The organism is Flavobacterium sp. (assembly GCF_965277525.1).
In the GTDB taxonomy this organism is placed as follows: domain Bacteria; phylum Bacteroidota; class Bacteroidia; order Flavobacteriales; family Flavobacteriaceae; genus Flavobacterium.
On the sequence record NZ_CBDIDC010000009.1, the window covers coordinates 256,179 to 276,368 of the forward strand.

The window sequence follows — 20,190 nt, forward strand, 5'->3', positions numbered from 1 at the left end:
TCTTCTGTTTACCACCTTGTAAGAACATTTAAAAATTAGTCTGCAAAAGTATGAATTTCACAGTTGATATTAAAATTAAAACATAAAAAAGTCTCAGTTTTCAGTCTCAGTTTTCACTTTTTGCGAAACGGGGACTGTAAACTGAGACTGTAAAGTAAAAAAAATTATTTTTTAGCGTTTTCAATTTTTCTCAAATCGATACGATTTTGAGCAATTGTAAGAGCCGCTTTATGAGTTGTCATTCCGTTTTTTACAGCGTAATCAATAATTTCTAAAGTAGTATTATAGATATTTTCTGTTTTTGTCATGATTTCTGCTTTACCATAATGCTCTAATTCAGCATATACATTGATAATTCCACCAGCATTAATCAGGAAATCAGGCGCATACAAAATACCTCTTTCCTGTAATCTTGCTCCGTGAATATTTTCATCTGCTAATTGATTGTTGGCAGCACCAGCAATAACCTTAGCTTTGATTTTGTTTACAGTATCATTATTAATTGTTGCTCCCATTGCACATGGTGCATAAATATCAACATCAGCAGCGTATAAATCTTCTCCCGTAAATATTGTTGCGTTGTATTTTTGAGCTACTTCGTATAATTTTTCTTCGTTGATATCAGCAATAGTTACAATTGCACCTTCTTTAGTCAAATATTCTACTAAAGCTTCACCAACGTGACCAATACCCTGAACCAACACTTTTTTACCGTCTAAAACATCAGAACCAAACTGGCTTTTAGCCGCCGCCTTCATTCCTAAATAAACACCATAAGCTGTTATTGGAGAAGGATTTCCAGAACCACCTCTCTCTTCAGAAATACCAGTAACATAAGGCGTTACATCTCTAACAGTGTCCATGTCTTTAGTTTCCATCCCAACATCTTCAGCAGTGATATATCTTCCGCCTAAAGAATGAACAAATTCACCAAACTTGCGCATTAATTCAGGTGTCTTTTGCGTTTTGGCATCACCAATAATTACTGCTTTACCTCCACCGATATTCAATCCGGTAATGGCTGATTTATAGGTCATACCTCTTGAAAGACGCAAAACATCATTTAATGCTTCCCATTCAGTATTGTAGTTCCACATTCTGGTTCCTCCTAAAGCTGGACCCATAACTGAATTATGAATACCAATAATTGCTTTTAAACCTGTATCTTTGTCATTGCAAAAAACAATTTGTTCGTGATCATCAAAAGATAGTTGACCAAAAACAGGATCCATTTTTTGAAGTTCCTTTCCAGTTGCGAAAGTTGCATCCATAGCGCTAGTATTTATTAGTTAAAATTATGAATTTGTTAAAAAGACTTCTCAAATTTATATAAAAAATATACATGTGCTAATTTTTTATCTTTAAAATAACAATATAACAATCGTTTTGTTTTGATTAAATTACACTTTCCGTTAATTTTAATTCACGAAAATTTACAAAATCAAAACTTTTCGTCATTGAATCTCTTAAAAAAATGAAAGAATTAAGCTATTTAAACAAATATTTCATCAAATATAAATATAGTTTCTCTTTAGGAATTTTAATCACCATAATCGCACAAATATTCTCTTTATTTACTCCGCAGCTTATTAGTAAGTCCTTAAACGCTATTGAAAGGTTTGATAAACTGCCAAAAGCTGATCAGGCGTCACAAGCAGTTATTGGCATTTACAGAGACGGATTAATCCATAACGTACTGCTAATCATAGCTACTACAATTGTTGCAGGTTTCCTGACTTTCTTAATGCGACAAACTTTAATTGTAATGTCTCGTCATATAGAGTTTGATTTAAAAAATGAGGTATTCAAACAATACGAAAACCTTTCACAGAACTTCTATAAACAAAATCGTACCGGAGACTTAATGAACCGTATTAGTGAAGACGTTTCAAAAGTTCGTATGTACGTGGGCCCGGCAGTTATGTATACTATCAACACCTTTATACGTTTTGCCATTGTCATTATATATATGTACAATGTTTCGCCGTTACTGACCTTATACACTATATTGCCATTACCGATTCTTTCCTATTGTATTTTTAAACTGAGTTCTGAAATCAATAAACGAAGCACCACTTTTCAGCAATATTTATCGAAAGTCTCCAGTTTTTCTCAGGAAATATTTTCCGGAATCAGAGTTATAAAAGCCTATTCATTAGAAAATCAGCATCAAAATAATATGGTGGCCCTTGCAGATGAAAGCAAAAAAAAGAGTTTGGATCTGGCCAAAGTTCAGTCATTATTTGGTCCCCTGATGATCGCCTTAATCGGAATCAGCAATTTGGTTGTCATTTATTTTGGAGGCGTTATGTATATCAACGGAACGATTGCTAATATTGGAACAATCGCTGAGTTTATTTTATATGTAAACATGCTAACCTGGCCAGTTGCTTCGTTAGGATGGGTTTCATCGATGGTTCAGGAAGCAGAAGCTTCTCAGAAACGTTTGAATGAATTTCTTAAAATCGAACCTGAAATCAGAAACAACAACGAGAACACATCAGAAATTCAAGGCTCAATTGCTTTCGAAAATGTAAGCTATACCTATAAAGACACCAATATTAAGGCTTTAAAAAATGTAACGTTTACAGTCAAAAAAGGAGAAACACTGGCTATCTTAGGAAAAACCGGTTCCGGAAAATCGACTATTCTTTCTTTAATTTCCCGTTTATATGATGTCACTTCAGGAAGAATCACAATTGATCAGAATGAAATAAGCTCTTTAAACTTAAACGATTTGCGAAACAATATCGGAATTGTACCTCAGGATGCCTTTTTATTTTCGGACACTATCAAAAACAACATCAAATTTGGTAATCAAAACGCTACAGATGAAGAAGTAATCGAAGCTGCTAAAAATGCTGTCGTACATGACAATATTATCGCTTTCAACAAACAATACGATACGATTTTAGGAGAAAGAGGAATCACTCTTTCGGGCGGACAAAAGCAACGTGTATCTATTGCACGTGCTATTATCAAAAAACCTGCAATTCTACTTTTTGACGATTGCCTATCGGCAGTCGATACCGAAACAGAAGAGACAATTTTGAATAATTTATTCGAAATTTGTAAAGATAAAACTACTATTATAGTCAGTCATCGGGTTTCATCAGCAAAAAATGCCGACAAAATAATCATTTTAGAAGATGGGAAAATCATCCAACAAGGCTCTCATAATCAATTAATAAATCAGGACGGCTATTATGCGTCTTTATATTTAAAACAACTTTCAGAAAAAGAATTACTTTAAATGTTGCGTAATAGATAATTTTTTATGATTTTTGAGTACTATTAATTCCAAAAATGATAGAACGTATTATGAGAGAAAATGACATGTTAGAAAAAGAAGAGATTTTTTCTAAAGTATTACGAGCAGGAAGAAGAACTTATTTCTTTGATGTGAGAGCTACTAAGGCTGACGATTATTATATCACTATTACTGAAAGTAAAAAATTTACTGAAGAAGATGGTTCTTTTCATTTTAAAAAACACAAAATTTACTTGTACAAGGAAGATTTTAGTGCTTTTGCCGAAATACTAGAAGAAATGACTTCGTATGTCTTGAACCACAAAGGCGAAGAAGTAATTTCTGAAAGACACCAAAAAGATTTTAAAAAAGAGTTCAGTTCTGATAAACCTGAAGGACAGAGATCTAGTTTTACTGATATTGATTTTGACGATATTTAATCCAAAATAACTTTTAAAAAAGTACAAGTCCAATATGTCCTGCATTTTGGACTTTTTTTATATATTTAAAAAATAGATTTTTAGATTTTAGACTGTTCAGTTTTCAGCTCTTTATAAACTATCATTGGCATTTAATACTTTATAAAATGAAAAAATTAATTCTACTACTTAGTTTGTTTTTTATTTATGCAGCTTCTTTTGCCCAAAAAATAGAGTATGAAACCAAATCAAACATTCAATACTACAACTCAACAACGAATAAAGCGGATAGTTATATAAATGAAAGATGTGTTCTTGATATTTACTATCCTAAAAACACAAAAGGCTTCGCTACAATAGTTTGGTTTCACGGAGGAGGATTAACCGGAGGAAACAAAGAAATTCCGGAAGCTCTAAAAAATAAAGGTTTTGCCGTTATTGGCGTAAATTACAGATTATCACCAAACGTAAAGGCCGCAAAAGCTATTGAAGATGCCGCTGCTGCAGTTGCCTGGACATTTAACAATATTACAGGTTATGGTGGAGATACTTCATTAATTTTTGTTTCCGGACATTCGGCAGGAGGTTATTTAGCTTCAATGATTGGCCTGGATAAAAAATGGTTACAAAATGAAGGAATCGATGCTAATAAAATTGCAGGGCTAATTCCGTTTAGCGGTCAATGCATCACTCATTTTGAAATAAGAAAAGAAAACGGAATTCCGGACACGACACCAACTATCGATGCTTTCGCCCCGCTTTTCTATGTTCGCGCTGATGCTCCGCCACTTTTACTAATTACCGGAGATCGTGAGTTAGAAATGTTAGGACGATACGAAGAGAATGCCTATATGGCGCGCATGATGAAACTGGCAGGGCACAAGCAAACTAAACTTTACGAATTAGACGGTTACGGACACGGCATGACAGAACCTGGATTTCCATTGCTTGTAAATGAAGTAAACCGAATTATAAAGGAAAATAAAAAATAATCTAAATAAAATCCACGGCAATGGACACACAAATATTAATACTACCAGGACTTGGAGATTCTGGCGAAAAACACTGGCAAACCTTTTGGCATAAAAAATTTGAAAATTCTATACGTTTAGTTCAGGACAATTGGGACGAGCCTATTCGCGAAGAATGGCTCGAAAGGCTAAAGGAAGAAATTACTAAGCTCAATGAACCAACGATTTTGGTTGCCCATAGCTTAGCCGTTTCTTTAGTTTTACACTGGGCTGCATCAAATACCAACAAAAACATCGTAGGCGCTCTATTAGTAGCTCCTGCCGATGTAGATTCACCTCAGCATACTCCTGAATCTGTTCGTAATTTTTCGCCAATGCCTATTTATAAATTACCTTTTCCTTCGATTGTAGTCGCAAGTGAAAATGACCCGTATGCTTCATTTGAAAGAAAACAATACTTTGCTCAAGAATGGGGAAGTGATTTTGTAAACGTAGGTAAACAAGGACATATTAACTCTGATTCTGACTTAAAATATTGGAAAGAAGGACAATTGATATTACAGCAGTTAATTGAGAAAGTGTCTTAGTTTTAATTTTCAGTCACAGTCGCAGTTTTCAGTCTGAGCGTGAAATTAATTTCGTGTAAATTCGTGAAATTCGTGGCAAAAATTTAACCGCAAAGTTCGCAAAGATTTACGCAAGGTTCGCAAAGTTGATAACACAAAGCTTTGCGAACTTTGTGTTTTCTATTAATGCTTTACAATAAAAAACCTTGCGAACTTTGCGTTTAAATTTATCTACAACAAACTGAAAACTGAGACCGAGACTAAAAACTAATCTACCCAATCCTAAGTCCATTATCTATTTTAAAATCCGGAGCCAATAAAATAACATCTCCCTCCTCGCCCACTGCACCAAGAACCAGACATTCGCTCATAAATTTCCCTATTTGTTTTCTCGGGAAATTGACAACAGCGACAATTTGCCTGTTTACTAAATCTTCTTTTTGATACCGTTTGGTAATTTGTGCCGATGATTTTCGAACCCCTATTTCAGTTCCAAAATCGATCGTAAGCTGATATGCCGGCTTTCTTGCTTCAGGAAAATCATTCACTTCTATAATAGTACCGACACGCATATCTGTCCTTTCAAATTCATTCCAGGTTAAATCCATTTTATTTTTCAATTTGCTGAAATACAAACCTATTAATTTTGTAATTATTACCACTAATTCTATAACCGTTTTTTTTAGTACTACTGTTAATTTTACGAAACAACTTATCAAACTAATACTAAAAAATATAGAAATGGAAAACACTATCCTCAATACAGACCAGACGCTAAGAGATTTTGATTTTGACATTCAGGAACAAAATACAGATAAATATATTCAAACTGCTAAGAATGTAAAGCTATATGTAAAAGATTATGGAAAAGGAGAACCTGTAATCTTAATTCATGGATGGCCACTTTCTAATGAAATGTGGGAATATCAAATCGATTTTCTTGTGCAGAACAACTATAGAGTAATTGCTTATGATCGCAGAGGATTTGGAAAATCATCACAACCTTATGACGGATATGATTACGACACACTGACTGATGATTTAAAAGAGATTATTGAGCAGCTTCAATTAGAAAATGCAACTCTTGTTGGCTTCTCAATGGGTGGTGGTGAAGTAGTTCGCTATTTTAGTCGTTATGGCGGAAAAGGAGTTACGAAAGCAGCTTTAATTTCTTCTGTTGTTCCATTTTTATTAAAAACCAATGACAATCCGGACGGACATCCAAAGGAAAAAAGCGAAACAACAGCTAATGCCATCAAGGAAGACAGAATAGGATTTGTAGATAATTTTGGAAAAACCTTTTTTGGTGTAAATATCATCAACAAACCTTTGAGTACACCTTTAATGGAATATTACAGAATGTTATGCTCATTTGCTTCTCCGCATGCCACTTTAAAATGTGCAGAATCTTTTTCATATACTGATTTTAGAGAAGAACTTGACTTTATAAAAGTACCAACACTAATTATTCATGGTGATGATGATAAAATAGTTCCTATCGACCTTACCTCAAAAAAAGCTGCAGAAGCCATTCGTGAAAACACTTATATCGTTTACGAAGGTGCACCACACGGGTTATTCTATACGGATAAAGACAAATTAAATAATGATTTATTGAATTTTCTGAATTCATAAATTCCATATAAATATCCAAAGAACTTCAAATACTTATAAGTAAAAGCTTCTTTGGATATTTTTTTATGATTGTACTCTTTTTTTTACAGGATTTTAAAGCTATTTTTGAAGAACTTATTTCTGTAAAAATGGCACAAACTCCTTCAAATAATATTCCTCTTGGCACAATTGCTCCAAACTTCAAATTAAAAGATACCAATTCTAATAACGATTATTCGTTTGAAGAATTGAAAGGATCAAAAGGAACGCTGGTTATTTTTATTTGTAATCATTGTCCGTTTGTACTTCATGTTATCAACGAAATTGTAATGATCGCGAACGATTACCGCGTTCAGGGAATTGGTATTATTGCTATTTCCAGTAATGATATCGAAAAATATCCGCAAGATTCTCCTGAACTGATGACTGAATTTGCGTTTGAAAATAAAATAGATTTTCCCTATTTATTCGACGAAAACCAGGAAGTTGCTAAAGCTTATGATGCGGCCTGCACACCTGATTTCTATTTATTCGATAATCTGGATCGCTTATTTTATCATGGGCAATTAGATGATTCAAGACCCGGAAACGGAATTCCGTTAAGCGGGAGTGATCTTCGTAGTGCGATTGACGCCCTAATTTATAACAGAAGTTTAAAAGAACCTCAAAAGCCCGGTATCGGGTGTAATATTAAATGGAAATAAACAATTGAGCCATTTAAAAAAGTTTACCTATCTTTGCAGATCAAATTAATTATACTCATAGTGAGCGCTATAAATCTAATTACAGTTTTTATGTTGTTGTTTTCTCTAACGAGGAGACCACGCACTGCTGTATTTATTTCACATAGTAAGGCCTTTATTCATTAGGCCTCCGTCTATTTCAATTTCTTCTTTCAGGCGGAGGATTTTTACCCGGATTTAAATCCTTTATTTTATTTGAAAGAGTAAATTCTCTCTCAAATAATTTTCTGGTTTTTTCAATCAAAAATTTCCAAAACATATATTATTCTAAATTTCAATTTGCAAACAGGCAATTTGAAATAATAATTATGTATTTATCGGCCTGTAAAGAAATCACACAAAACACTGACGTTCAAAAGAATTAGTAACAATAAAAAATAAAACACAGTTATGAAACCAATACCCACTTTCTGTAAAACAGATTATCATTTCTTAAGAGAATTGATCCTGAAAAGTAAAAATTCGACTAATGCTAAAGAAGCCAATCAGCTTTCGCAAGAATTAGACCGTGCGACAATTAGCAAAGAGAGCGAATTAGACCATTCTGTAGTAAGAATCAATTCACACGTTACGATTGAAGATGTAAAAGCGAAAAAACAAATGAAAATTCAGATTGTTCTGCCTTCATTTTCAGATGTAAAAGAAGGAAAAATATCTATTCTGGCACCTTTAAGCGTTGCTATTATCGGCTTTAAGGAAAATGACGAAGTCGATTGGGAATTACCGGCCGGAATAAAAACTTTAAAAATAGTTGCTGTTAGCAATACCGCTGAAGACCATTCTTAAATTTTTGAAACACCTCATTCGTGAAGGTGTTTTTTTATGTTCTGTTTTAAATAAAAAAAAAACTATCCAATACAATTTTTACTGAATAGTTTTATGAATCTACTACAACAACTTCTTACAATTGAGAAGTTATATAATTCGATATTGAAGCCATTTGCGTATCATCTAACTTCGCTTTTTTCTGCATCCTTATCAAAATTGGTTTCCACTCTTCCTGAGTAAATTTCTTGGCATCATATAGTTTATGACATCTTGCACAACTGTTCTCGTACAAATTTTTACCCTCGGCCAATTCAGACGTTAATGTTGTAGTTTTTACAGTTTCTGTCACTACAGGAGTTGCCGGAGTAGACGCTGTTTTTTTAGTACCACACGAAACTAAAAGCAACACTGCAGCAGTTAGGGTTAAGATTTTTGATTTCATTGTTTTCCTTTATTTTGAAAGTAAATATAAAAAAATCCCATACGCCTTAGCCTATGGGATTCTAATTTAAAACAATACTAAATTGTCTTTAATTTTCTTATTTTACTTCCATTAATTCAACATCAAATACTAAAGTTGCGTTTGGTGGAATAACTCCTCCTGCACCTGCAGCACCATAAGCTAAATCAGACGGGATTACAAAACGAGCTTTGTCACCCACTTGTAATAAAGCAATACCTTCGTCCCATCCTTCGATAACCTGACCCTGACCTAATCTAAATTCGATTGGCTTTTTGCGTGGATAAGAAGAATCAAAAACTTTTCCGTTTTCTAAAGATCCTTCGTAATGAACCGCAACTGTTTTACCAGCTTCCGCTTTTTTACCATCTCCTTTTTGAATCATTTTGTAACGTAAACCGCTATCTGTTTTATCAAAACCAGCAGCTAATTGCTCCATTTTTGCTTCAGATTCTGCTTTTAAAGCTGCATCTCTTTTTAGACGGGCACCTTTTAAACCTACAAAAGCTTCGATAGCATTAAATTTCTCTGCCTCTTCTCCAACTCTAATGATTTCAACACTTTCTAATGCATCACCCTGAGCAACAGCATCAACAATATCCTGTCCTTCGATTACATGACCAAAAACAGTATGTTTTCCGTCTAACCAAGAAGTTGGAACGTGAGTAATGTAAAATTGTGAACCGTTACTTGCAGGTCCTGAATTAGCCATTGCTAATACTCCCGGACGATCGTGTTTTAAACTTGGGTGAAATTCATCATCAAATTTGTAACCCGGATCTCCAGTTCCAGTTCCTTTTGGGCAACCACCCTGAATCATAAAATCAGGAATTACTCTGTGAAAAGTTAATCCGTCATAGAATTTTTGCCCTTGAGGTTTTACTTTATTCTCCATATTTCCTTCTGCAAGAGCTACAAAATTCCCTACGGTTCCAGGTGTTAAATCGTGTGTTAGTTTTACTAAAATCGCACCTTTACTAGTATTGAATTTAGCGTATATTCCGTTTTCCATTGTTGTTATTTTTTATTTAATTGCAAATTTACAAATTAATTTTATATCAATTTATGCTTTCTGTTTTTTAGACTTTGATTTAAATCTTGATTTTTATAAACTCTAGTCTTCCTGTTTTATTACTTTAAGCTTTTTAAATGCTTCTTTTGTAGCATTAATTCTTGTAGAACCAAAATCCACCATTTCTGTTTTAGGTTCAAGGTTTGTTGCAAAAAAATAAATAGATTTATTCTTTTCAATATACCCCACTAGCCATCCGTTATTGACTTCATTGGTAATACTCCAGCCTGTTTTTCCTCTTAAGACATAGTCATCTGTCTTTTCAATTTCCATTATCTCCTTGATTATACTTTCTGTTTTTTTGGAAATAGGTAATTTTGAAGATTGCAATTTTTCCAGAAAAGCAATTTGCTGGAACTGAGAAATATGAGACTTACCCTGAATCCAGAAATTATCTATAGTCGAAGAATCAAAAACCATAGTATTATAATTTAGCTTTTTCAAATAAAAATTCATCCTGTCAACACCTATTTTTCTTGCTATTTCCTGATAACAAGGCAGACAGGAAAGTTGAAATGCTTGTTTAAAGGTTAAATCCTGTTCCCAATTTTTCCTTGCTCTCTTTTCACCATTCCATTTCAGAATATCGGTTTCATTTTTTACTACACCTGTTTCCAACGCAATAATTGAATTTGGAACCTTAAATGTTGATGCCGGCAAATGCCCTGCCTTAGCCCAATTAAAATTATTGGAATAATATGTTTTTTTATCGGAATCAAAAATTAATATTGCCCCTTTAACATTTAGGCTGTCCAATATTGTATCAAATTCAGAAACTACGATTTCATTTCGTAAATTCTTCTTTTTCGATTGAGAATTAGCCGCTGGAATTAGTAAAAAAAAGATCGAAATCAGTAAGATTATTTTTTTCATCCTAAATTTTATTTTTTAGACTTTACTTTATAAGTAAGCCCGTATACTATTAATGATAATACTGAAAGCCCAACACATCCAATACTTACGGCATGCCATCCTCCTAATTTCCACAGAAACAATCCGTAAGCTGATCCCGCTGCTGTTCCTAAAAAGCTAAACGACATAAATACCGTATTTAACCTGTTTCTGGCTTCGGGAAGCAATGAATATACCCTGGTTTGATTTGAAATATGAACACCCTGAATTCCTATATCAATAAATACAATTCCAATAGCAATTCCGATCACACTTTCTACTGAAAAATAAAAAACCAGGAAGCTTATTAAAATTAACAGACAGCCATAACCCACGGCTACTCTTGAACCTCCTTTATCTCCTAATCTCCCCACTAAAGGCGCTGCCAAAGCTCCTGATGCACCTACAATTCCGAACAAACCGATTGTGGCACTATTGAAATGAAAAGGTTCTCCTGAAAGCAATAAAACCATTGTAGTCCAGAAAGCGCCAAATTGCGCAAAACTAAATACGTTTATAATAGTCGCTTCTCTTAAAACAGGTTGTGTCTTTATAAGTGTAAAAAGAGATTTAATTAATTCGCCGTAACTCCCCTGAAACTGAGGTTTATTTACCGGGAATTTATTCTGAATTACAAAAAAGATCAATAAACAAATTCCGGCAGCGATATAAAACATCGATCTCCAGCCTAAAACCTGACCAATAAATCCGCTTAAGGTTCTTGACAGTAAAATACCAACAAGTAATCCGCTCATGATGGTCCCAACTACTTTTCCCCTTTGGTCAGGCGCACTTAATGAAGCGGCCAAAGGCAATATAAGTTGTGGTACAATAGATGTGATTCCTATCAATAATGAAGCAATTTGCAAAAGAAAAAAACTTTTAGCCGTAGCCGCCAGAATTAAGGCAATTACCGAGGCAAAAGTGGTCATTAAAATTTGCTTTTTTCGTTCGATTTTATCGCCTAGCGGAACCATAAAAAACAATCCAATCGCATAACCGGCCTGAGTCAGATAGGTTATTGTCCCGGCATTGGCTTCAGGAATTTTAAATTCGTTGGCAATTAAAACAATTAAGGGTTGGCAGTAATACAGATTTGCAACTATAAGTCCAGTGCAAGCTGCCATAAATAAGACATTCGTTTTGGATAAATTCATTTTGCAAAAATACCAATCTAATTTTTATCTGAACTTAAAAAAAAGTATAAAATTTATAAAATCGGGACCTAAAACAGCCTTTCTTATAACAATTAGATTGATTTTTAAAATCTTATGATGACATAAAATCTTCACGAATCGGACTAAAAACATCCGTTAGAAGTCCGCTTTCTAAACAAACCACTCCGTGAATTGCATGAGGCGGAATGTAAAAACTATCGCCTTCTTTTAAGGTTTGAGTAACGCCATTAATTGTTACATCAAATTTACCGCTGGAAACATATGTTACTTGTGTGTGATAATGTTCATGCAAAACGCCAATTCCTCCTTTTTCAAAATGAACGTTGACCAACATCACCCGATCATCATAGGCCAGAATTTTACGTTTGATTCCTTCGCCCACTACTTCCCACTCTATTTCATCTCCTTTTATAAATTCTTTGCTTGTTCCGAAACTTTGCATATCTATGTTTAATTGAATTGGTACAAAAATAATATTTTTAGCTGATTATATTTTTAAATCAGATTTTTAGAAATAAAATCACAACTTATTTGAATCGATTCAAAAGGAGCTGGATTATAATTATTCTCCTGTTCTACAAAAAAATGTTTGACTCCGCATTGTTTCGCTTCCTTAAAAATACTTTTAAAATCAATTGAACCAGCACCTATTTCAGTATTCAAAGCCGGATTTACTTTATCCATATCCTTAACGTGCCACATTCTAAAACGTCCCGGATTTTCCTTAAATAATTTTAGAGGATCATTTCCTGAACGAACAACCCAATATAAATCCAATTCAAAAGAAACCAAATCTTTGTCAGTTTCTTTCAATAAAATTTCATAGCCCGTAATTCCGTCATGTTTTTGAAATTCGAAATCGTGATTGTGATACGCCAGTTTTAAACCAGAAGCAGCACTTATTTTAGCCGCTTCATTCAAACGGGCCGCAATCTTTTTGTAATCCTGAATATTTTTCCTGAAAGGTTCATCAACCCATGGGATGGTTAAGAATTCACTTTTTAAAACCTTTGCTGCTTCTATTGCAGCAATCAATTCTGCTTTCTTTCCGTCGTACAAAAAGCTTCCTAAATTATAATGTCCGCTAACCGTTTTAAGTCCGTTTGCATCTAATATCTTTTTTAATTCAGTTGCCGTAAGTCCCCAGAACTGATCCTTAATCGAAAAACCGTACGTTTCAACAGTTGTAAATCCTGCATTGGCTACTTTTTCAAGAGTTAACCTCACATTTTTCAGAAGTTCATCCCGCAATGTATACAACTGTAAACCAATTTCTTTTTTATCCATAGTAAAAGCTAATGATGGCAAAGCCAAAACTGCTGTTGCAGCCAGACTTGTATTGATGATAAAATTCCTTCTTGTAACCATTTTATAATTTAAAAATAGAAAAACAAAACTTATTTTTTTATTGAATTGTAAAAGACTAAGGCAGGTTTTCGAAATTATAGATAAAAGTTTGAAGTGTAAGTTCCATTTCTTCATTTATAATTTTTCCATCCTCATCAATTTTTCCCCGAATCCCCTGAATCAAAAGTTTTGTATTGGGTTGTAATCTGGCTCCCAGCGTTTCCATTATTACTATCAATTGATCGTGTCCCATTTCTCCGGAAGCTGAAGCCGTTATCAAACCTGTTTTCTTATCGGAAAAAATAGTAGTCGAAACACACCATTCTAAAGCATTTTTCAAACTTCCGGGTATACTAAAAACATACTCCGGAGTACAAATTATGATTCTATCTGCTTCATTAATTTTATTTCGGAATTCTTCAACAGCTATTGGTGGATTCTCAGTATCTAAATCCGGATTAAAATGGGGAATATCAGCCAGATCTTCGAAAATTTCAAATTCAAATTCGGCTTTTATATTTTCTGAGATATATTTTAAAATCTTGTAATTACTTGAGTTTTTCCTTGTGCTGCCTGTTATGGCAAGGATTTTATTTTTTTGAGAAACCATTATATTGCGTGAAAATATTTTTAAATTAATTCATTAAAAATAAACTTTTCTTCATAATCTATTTCAAATTTTTCAAGGAAGTTAATATATTCCTCTCTAAAAGTTTTCTTTTTATGATGTAGTTCTTGATTCTCAATATAATTAATTACTGAAGCGAGCTGAGATTTACTATATGAAAATGCACCATACCCTTCTTGCCATTCGAAACGGGTTTTAGAAAATTTATTTGTATTGATCCATTTTGAAGAATCCTGCTTAATGTTTTTCATCAAATCAGAAATAGATTGTGCAGGTCGAATCCCTATTAAGATATGAACGTGATCTGAAACACCATTTATAGCTAAAAGTTTGTGATTGTTACTTTTGATGATTCCGGCCATATATTTATAAAGTTGTTCTTTCCAATCATTATGTATTATAGCTTGTCTAAATTTTACTGCAAAAACAAAATGAATATGTATTTGCGTGTATGTATTTGCCATTTATGTGTAGTCCCTACGGGACATTTTTTTCGTTAACTATTTGTTTTCTACCGACATGTTGTTCCTAGCGGAACATTTATAACAGGTTTCATTAGGCAAATATAAAATTTTAATTATAAGAATATATTTACAAAATATTTTTTTATGAATTTTAAATCCATATCATATTAGCGTCGACGATATGTAATTGTCCATAATTTATGTAGCTCGATGGGACAATTTTGCATTCGAAATTATTGTTTTTGCTACCGACATGTAATTCCTAACGGAACTACAAAATATTTTTCTTAAATTTTTAAAAAATATCATATTGACCGAGGATATATCTGTGTAGTCCCTACGGGACATCTTAACATTCGTAATTATCGTTTTTCTACCGACATGTAATTCCTAACGGAATATTTAAATCAATAATTATAATTAAAAAAATACAAACAAACCGAAACTGTTCCGTTAGGAACTACATGTCGATAGAAACATAATATCGGAGAATAACATTTGTCCCGTAGGGATTACACTTTAAACTTTCCAATAATCAAAAAAATGTTCCGCGAGGAACAACATGTCGGTAGAAAAAAAGTATTACATACGCAAAGATGTCCCGTAGGGACTACAGTCTAAGCTTTTCCTCTTAAAAAATAAATCAAAAAATGTTCCGCTAGGAACAACGTGTCGGTAGAAAAAAGTATTACATACGCAAAAAATGTCCCGTTGGGACTACACTCTAGGCTTTTCCTCTTAAAAATTAAAAAATGTTCCGATAGGAACAAAATGTCGGTAGAAAAAAGTATTACATACGCAAAGATGTCCCGTTGGGACTACACTCTAGGCTTTTCCTCTTAAAAAATAAATCAAAAAAATGTTCCGCTAGGAACAAAATGTCGGTAGAAAAAAAGTATTACATACGCAAAGATGTCCCGTAGGGACTACACTCATCGAATAACGTGAATATCTTTTTTCATTAATTCAAATTCGTCGATTAAAGCATTCTTTTTAAAGTATTTTTCTAAATCTAAAAGTCTCTTTTTGTTATCATATTTTATACATGAATTGAGTTTTCTTTGGCAGACAGAACATAATCTTATTGAATGTCTGTCGGTTTCATCCATGCTGTTAGTCCCATTCATAACACAATTTGCATTTGTACAATGATGCAGACCAAACATATGTCCGATTTCATGAGAGCTTATTTTAAGTAATCGTGACAAACACAGATTAAAATTTTCAGAAGTTAATTTACCATCCTGTAATCTGTAAATTGAACTCACGGCTACTTTATCGTGATAAGAAGCCAAACCAAAAACATAATTCCATTCTGGCTTAGGATATAAATCCAGTTCCGAAAGTCCCATTAAAGCAATACTGTTTACAGGTCTTTCTTCTTTCAATACATCAGTTAAAAGATAACCAGCCAATAACTGTTCATGACCTTCTGCGATCATCCTTCTATAAGAATTTGGAACCACATCATTAGAAATAGGTTCTAACGTTTTGGTTTTTAACTGAAAGTAAATTTCTAAATATTCATTAAGGAGTTGAATTTGTTTCTTTTGCAAAGCATTAAAATTTCCAATAGGTCGTATATAAATAATATTCACCTCGTTTGTGGGAATTATATGTTTAGACATAAAGTATTGCTCAAAAGTTTGCCCTTTTTCTTTGCGAGAATGCATCCAATCGCCATAAACAGGTTCAGGTAACTTAACATCATTACATTTTATTTGCTTAAAATAAGACGCTTCTTTAGGAATTTCTTTCGGGATATCATTTAAAGTTTCTTTTGGCTTTTCTTTATTACAGGAACAAAATATTATAAAAATAAGAATAGCTATTTTTCTCATATACTTTTTTGTTAAATATATTCAAAAAACAGCTATTCTTATTTTCTATTTTATTTTTCTTATCGAATATTTTTTGGCCTTTTACCGGAAAAAATATCCAATTCTATTTCTTAGTTGTATCTGCTTCAAAATTATCGAAATACGTAAAATCTTTGGTAATCAATCCGTTTTCTATGGTGAAAACAGTACAAATAGGCAATTCTAATTTTGAATTATCCGGCGCCGTTCCTGTTGAAACAAATTCTACCACGATATGATTTTCTCCGGAAGGGTAAATCTGTACAATTTTATCATGCAAATCCGGAAATATTTTATTGAGTTCTGCATATTTATCCTCAGTTTGTTTGCGTGTTTGTTTTACAATTCCTTTTCCAAAAGAAGGATCTTTAAAATCGGCTGTTTCAATATACATTTCCGACATCTTTTTCCAATTATGACTATTGAAATACTCAAAATATACTTTGACTAATTTTTCATTTTTTGTGGTTTCCATAGGTTTTGGCTGGTTCTGATTATTACAGGAAATAATTAGAAAAGCGACAACAAGTATCATTATTTTTCTTATAATTTTCAATTTAAATTACTACAAATCAGATATTAACAGATATAAATGTAATAAAAAATTGCAATTTCAGAAGATAAACATAGTTGCACGTAATTATTTTACAGCAATTTCCTGAGGCGTGTGTTGCTGTTTCTCTGTTTTATAAGAATAAATTTTTCCATCCTTATTTGCATATATATAGGTATAGTTCCAATGATTTGGACCGGCCATTCTGGATCCTTCCTCATTTTTGGCGTTTGCGTAAACTTGCTCTCCATAAATAAGTATTTCTCCCTGCTCAGCATTATTCAAAGTGCGTATAGGCGGCCCCCAAATTTTTATGAGATTTTTTTTAGATTCACCAATCAATTTATCGCTTGATCCCTTAGTACCGGAGCATGCTTGTAAAATGAGAACTATAAGTAATAAAAGTATTTTCTTTATCATAATATTTTTTTTAATTGATTGATTAACAATATAATATTAGCAGAAAAAGCGTCTCATAAATTTACACATAAACATTTTTACATTACATAATTCCTACATATTTATTTGTTTAAGAAATTGTTATGTCAAATCTTATTCTACTTATGATATTTAATTTATGGGTTAAAAATTTTAGATTTCCATTTTCGAAATCTTTAAAATTCCCAAAAATTAACTTTGTATCTTTGGTGCTTAGAACTATTGAAGAAAAAAAATGCGAATTGACATTATAACGATTTTGCCTGAACTATTAAGAAGCCCGTTTGAGGCTTCGATTATGAAACGTGCCATAGACAAAGGTTTGGTCGAAGTACATTTTCATAATTTACGGGATTATACTACGAACAAACAGAAAAGTGTCGACGATTATCCTTTTGGAGGAGGCGCCGGAATGGTCATGACGGTTCAACCAATTGATGCTTGTATTACACATTTGAAAAGCGAACGTGCATACGACGAAATCATTTATATGTCGCCTGACGGAGAAACATTAAACCAAAAAATGGCCAATACCATGTCGATGTACGAAAACATTATCATTCTATGCGGACATTATAAAGGTGTAGATCAGCGTGTTCGTGATCATTTTATTACCAAAGAAATTTCTATTGGCGATTATGTTTTATCCGGCGGAGAATTAGGCGCTTTGGTTTTATCTGATGCTTTAATTCGACTTATTCCTGGTGTTTTGAGTGATGAAACATCGGCATTGACAGATAGTTTTCAGGATAATTTACTTTCCGGACCTATATATACAAGACCCGCAGATTATAAAGGATGGAAAGTCCCTGAGGTTTTAACCAGCGGACATTTTGCCAAAATCGACAAATGGCGCGAGGATATGGCTTACGAACACACGAAGAACAGACGACCTGATTTACTGGAAGGTCAAGAGTAGTTTCAGGTTTCAGGTTATTTTTGTTTCAGGTTTCTTGCGTAACCTATTTCAAATTTCAAACCAACAACCTCTCACTTTATCTAACTGAAAACTAAAAAATTAGCCTTAAATTTTATATTATAATATTAATTAAAAAGCTTCAAAACTTTAAACAAGAAAAACTTTAAACTTTAAACTTTTTTTTTATCTTTGCACCCGAATTAGACTAACCTCTGGCGAGATCCGTGAATGTTGCTCTATATAAAAAACCATAATTACAAGATATCATGGCAGATTTAATGAAATTCGTTCAAAACGAATTAGTTGAGAAAAAAGATTTCCCTGTTTTTGGAGCTGGAGATACTATCACAGTTTACTACGAAATTAAAGAGGGTGAAAAAACAAGAACTCAGTTTTTTAAAGGAGTTGTTATTCAAAGAAGAGGTTCTGGTAACACAGAAACTTTTACTATTCGTAAAATGTCTGGAGCTGTTGGAGTTGAGCGTATCTTCCCAGTAAACTTACCAGCTTTACAAAAAGTTGAAATCAACAAAAAAGGAGCTGTACGTAGAGCTAGAATTTTCTACTTCAGAGAACTTACTGGTAAAAAAGCTAAGATTAAAGATAAAAGAAGATAATCATTTATCTCTTTGTTATAAAAAAGCTCGTTTCATTTATTTGAAACGAGTTTTTTTGTGCTTGATTTTTAAATTTCTCAGGAGCTAATCCCGCTATTCGTTTCAAACGAAGTTCACTGAACTCCGAAATAAAATAAAAATTAAGTGAAGTAATCTTTTGCTCCATTTCATTACACAAAAGGATTTCCACTTCTATCGGGGCTAGGACAATCATTTTCATAACAATATTTTTGTTTAGTTTGTCATTTCGACAAAGGAGAAATCTTTGCAAGTAGCTCGACAAAGATTGGCGACAATATTTGAACATGGATGATGCGGATTCGCTTTGCGAAAACACAGATTAAAACGGATTCTATCAGCTTAATCTTGTCATTTCTCCTTTGTCGAAATGACAAAATTGTGGAGATAATTGCGCTTAATAAACAAAAAGTTCTTGTTTTATGGTTTGCGTGAGGGATAGAAGTGGAAAGCCCACAGCCTGACGAAGGAAGTGCGAGGACTTGAAACGGATAGCCCGACCCGGAGGGGCACGCCCAAAATAAAAAAACCGACACTCATAAAGCATCGGTTTGTATTTAATGAAAAATTGGTATTCTATTTTTTTAATAGTTTTTCTAAATATTCGATTTTGTCTTTTTCAGCTTGTAGTAAACGTTCGTAAAGCTTTTCTTTTTCATGAAAAGTTTCAATTAATTTATCTAATGGATTGAAAGTACAATGATTTGCATTGAATGCTCCATTTGTAAAACTGTTATCATGGAAACTATTAAAATAATTAATCATATTGTCTTCTGAAAAGCTTTTAATTGCTTCAACAGTTACACCAAGCGCTTTTGCAACTTCGGCAAGTTTTTCATCATCTATCGTTTCACTGTTTTCTAAAATAGAAACCGCCTGCTGATTTGTCCCTAAAGCTTGTGCCAAAGCTTCCTGCTTCATATCACGAAGTTCGCGAATACGGCTTATTTTTCGCCCTATATGATTTGGTTTTGTAAGTGTGCTCATAATTCAAAGATAATGATTAAGTTTAATAAGAAACAATACGTAAAAAACATATTAGTAATGTATCGTACAACCTGTTTGCCTTATAATTTATTTCAAACAAAACTACAATTTTTCATACAAAAAAACTATAACTTCAAATTATTTTGTGCACATAACTGGTATCTCAAAACACTATTTCAGAGTGTTTTTATGCTTAAATTTTCTATTTAAAGTTGCAATAGCGAAAATTAAAATAAACTTATATCACTTATAGGATTTATCGTTTTAGAAATCTTATACTTTTACTTCTGATTCATCAAAACTGTAATTTTTTAATACCAAAATCATCGATTTGACAATTAAATGAGTCCGAAATAACAATCTGATAATTTCGGTATTTCTCGGGAAAACTATACCGTTTTCGGACTGTTTTTATTATATTTGCTCCG

Annotated in this window: 24 protein-coding genes; 9 read left to right on the plus strand and 15 right to left on the minus strand. The window is 33.0% G+C overall.

What is annotated here, in order from left to right:
- Positions 1-164: 164 nt before the first annotated feature.
- Positions 165-1,271, minus strand: coding sequence for a Glu/Leu/Phe/Val family dehydrogenase (locus tag ACQY44_RS18215; RefSeq protein WP_428231724.1), 1,107 nt, complete (start codon positions 1,269-1,271; stop codon positions 165-167).
- A gap of 203 nt (positions 1,272-1,474) precedes the next feature.
- Here ACQY44_RS18215 and ACQY44_RS18220 point away from each other — a divergent pair, with 203 nt between their 5' ends.
- The 4 genes from ACQY44_RS18220 (at position 1,475) to ACQY44_RS18235 (ending at position 5,227) form a co-directional block, all read left to right on the plus strand.
- Entirely contained in the window at positions 1,475-3,253 is a 1,779-nt protein-coding gene (locus tag ACQY44_RS18220) for an ABC transporter ATP-binding protein (protein WP_428231725.1), read from the plus strand.
- A 68-nt stretch (positions 3,254-3,321) separates the two neighbouring features.
- Complete coding sequence (locus ACQY44_RS18225) at positions 3,322-3,690, plus strand: PUR family DNA/RNA-binding protein (protein WP_428232145.1); 369 nt, start codon at positions 3,322-3,324, stop codon at positions 3,688-3,690.
- Between the two features lie 146 nt (positions 3,691-3,836).
- Positions 3,837-4,661, plus strand: a complete 825-nt coding sequence (locus ACQY44_RS18230) for an alpha/beta hydrolase (protein WP_428231726.1) — start codon at positions 3,837-3,839, stop codon at positions 4,659-4,661.
- Positions 4,662-4,681: 20 nt separating this feature from the next.
- Positions 4,682-5,227: an RBBP9/YdeN family alpha/beta hydrolase gene (locus tag ACQY44_RS18235; RefSeq protein WP_428231727.1), complete on the plus strand. Its 546-nt coding sequence runs from the start codon at positions 4,682-4,684 to the stop codon at positions 5,225-5,227.
- A gap of 251 nt (positions 5,228-5,478) precedes the next feature.
- On the opposite strand, the gene ACQY44_RS18240 is transcribed toward ACQY44_RS18235, so the two are convergent.
- The gene (locus ACQY44_RS18240) at positions 5,479-5,814 is read right to left on the minus strand and encodes a tRNA-binding protein (protein WP_428231728.1); all 336 of its coding nucleotides are present in this window, start codon (positions 5,812-5,814) and stop codon (positions 5,479-5,481) included.
- Positions 5,815-5,947: 133 nt separating this feature from the next.
- On the opposite strand from ACQY44_RS18240, the gene ACQY44_RS18245 reads away from it, so the two are divergent.
- From ACQY44_RS18245 to ACQY44_RS18255, 3 genes are all read left to right on the plus strand, one after another.
- Positions 5,948-6,841, plus strand: a complete 894-nt coding sequence (locus ACQY44_RS18245; protein ID WP_428231729.1) for an alpha/beta fold hydrolase — start codon at positions 5,948-5,950, stop codon at positions 6,839-6,841.
- A 128-nt stretch (positions 6,842-6,969) separates the two neighbouring features.
- Entirely contained in the window at positions 6,970-7,524 is a 555-nt protein-coding gene (locus ACQY44_RS18250) for a thioredoxin family protein (RefSeq protein ID WP_428232146.1), read from the plus strand.
- 429 nt (positions 7,525-7,953) lie between these two features.
- The gene (locus tag ACQY44_RS18255) at positions 7,954-8,349 is read left to right on the plus strand and encodes a GreA/GreB family elongation factor (RefSeq protein WP_428231730.1); all 396 of its coding nucleotides are present in this window, start codon (positions 7,954-7,956) and stop codon (positions 8,347-8,349) included.
- A 115-nt stretch (positions 8,350-8,464) separates the two neighbouring features.
- Here ACQY44_RS18255 and ACQY44_RS18260 read toward each other — a convergent pair whose 3' ends face one another.
- The 11 genes from ACQY44_RS18260 to ACQY44_RS18310 form a co-directional block, all read right to left on the minus strand.
- Positions 8,465-8,773, minus strand: a complete 309-nt coding sequence (locus ACQY44_RS18260; RefSeq protein ID WP_428231731.1) for a c-type cytochrome — start codon at positions 8,771-8,773, stop codon at positions 8,465-8,467.
- Between the two features lie 97 nt (positions 8,774-8,870).
- Positions 8,871-9,803, minus strand: a complete 933-nt coding sequence (locus ACQY44_RS18265; RefSeq protein ID WP_428231732.1) for a peptidylprolyl isomerase — start codon at positions 9,801-9,803, stop codon at positions 8,871-8,873.
- A gap of 102 nt (positions 9,804-9,905) precedes the next feature.
- Positions 9,906-10,736 carry a class D beta-lactamase gene (gene blaOXA / locus ACQY44_RS18270; RefSeq protein ID WP_428231733.1) on the minus strand — a complete coding sequence of 277 codons (831 nt, stop codon included), beginning with the start codon at positions 10,734-10,736 and terminating at the stop codon, positions 9,906-9,908.
- Positions 10,737-10,744: 8 nt separating this feature from the next.
- Positions 10,745-11,881, minus strand: coding sequence for an MFS transporter (locus tag ACQY44_RS18275; RefSeq protein ID WP_428231734.1), 1,137 nt, complete (start codon positions 11,879-11,881; stop codon positions 10,745-10,747).
- Positions 11,882-12,023: 142 nt separating this feature from the next.
- The gene (locus ACQY44_RS18280) at positions 12,024-12,374 is read right to left on the minus strand and encodes a cupin domain-containing protein (protein ID WP_428231735.1); all 351 of its coding nucleotides are present in this window, start codon (positions 12,372-12,374) and stop codon (positions 12,024-12,026) included.
- Positions 12,375-12,427: 53 nt separating this feature from the next.
- The gene (locus tag ACQY44_RS18285; protein WP_428231736.1) at positions 12,428-13,300 is read right to left on the minus strand and encodes a sugar phosphate isomerase/epimerase family protein; all 873 of its coding nucleotides are present in this window, start codon (positions 13,298-13,300) and stop codon (positions 12,428-12,430) included.
- Positions 13,301-13,355: 55 nt separating this feature from the next.
- Entirely contained in the window at positions 13,356-13,889 is a 534-nt protein-coding gene (locus tag ACQY44_RS18290) for an NADPH-dependent FMN reductase (RefSeq protein ID WP_428231737.1), read from the minus strand.
- A 20-nt stretch (positions 13,890-13,909) separates the two neighbouring features.
- Positions 13,910-14,371 carry an IS200/IS605 family transposase gene (gene tnpA / locus ACQY44_RS18295; protein ID WP_428231738.1) on the minus strand — a complete coding sequence of 154 codons (462 nt, stop codon included), beginning with the start codon at positions 14,369-14,371 and terminating at the stop codon, positions 13,910-13,912.
- A 932-nt stretch (positions 14,372-15,303) separates the two neighbouring features.
- Entirely contained in the window at positions 15,304-16,212 is a 909-nt protein-coding gene (locus ACQY44_RS18300) for an archaemetzincin family Zn-dependent metalloprotease (RefSeq protein WP_428231739.1), read from the minus strand.
- A 103-nt stretch (positions 16,213-16,315) separates the two neighbouring features.
- A complete protein-coding gene (locus ACQY44_RS18305) occupies positions 16,316-16,705 on the minus strand; it encodes a nuclear transport factor 2 family protein (RefSeq protein WP_428231740.1) in 390 nt (129 codons plus the stop codon).
- Positions 16,706-16,870: 165 nt separating this feature from the next.
- Positions 16,871-17,203: a hypothetical protein gene (locus ACQY44_RS18310; protein WP_428231741.1), complete on the minus strand. Its 333-nt coding sequence runs from the start codon at positions 17,201-17,203 to the stop codon at positions 16,871-16,873.
- A gap of 253 nt (positions 17,204-17,456) precedes the next feature.
- On the opposite strand from ACQY44_RS18310, the gene trmD reads away from it, so the two are divergent.
- Both trmD and rplS read left to right on the plus strand, forming a co-directional pair.
- Positions 17,457-18,140 carry a tRNA (guanosine(37)-N1)-methyltransferase TrmD gene (gene trmD, locus ACQY44_RS18315; RefSeq protein WP_428231742.1) on the plus strand — a complete coding sequence of 228 codons (684 nt, stop codon included), beginning with the start codon at positions 17,457-17,459 and terminating at the stop codon, positions 18,138-18,140.
- A gap of 266 nt (positions 18,141-18,406) precedes the next feature.
- Positions 18,407-18,757, plus strand: coding sequence for a 50S ribosomal protein L19 (gene rplS / locus ACQY44_RS18320; protein WP_428231743.1), 351 nt, complete (start codon positions 18,407-18,409; stop codon positions 18,755-18,757).
- 4 nt (positions 18,758-18,761) lie between these two features.
- Here the strand turns inward: rplS and ACQY44_RS18325 are convergent, their stop codons facing one another.
- Positions 18,762-18,977 carry a hypothetical protein gene (locus tag ACQY44_RS18325; protein ID WP_428231744.1) on the minus strand — a complete coding sequence of 72 codons (216 nt, stop codon included), beginning with the start codon at positions 18,975-18,977 and terminating at the stop codon, positions 18,762-18,764.
- 374 nt (positions 18,978-19,351) lie between these two features.
- A complete protein-coding gene (locus ACQY44_RS18330) occupies positions 19,352-19,762 on the minus strand; it encodes a helix-turn-helix domain-containing protein (RefSeq protein ID WP_428231745.1) in 411 nt (136 codons plus the stop codon).
- Between the last annotated feature and the right edge of the window lie 428 nt (positions 19,763-20,190).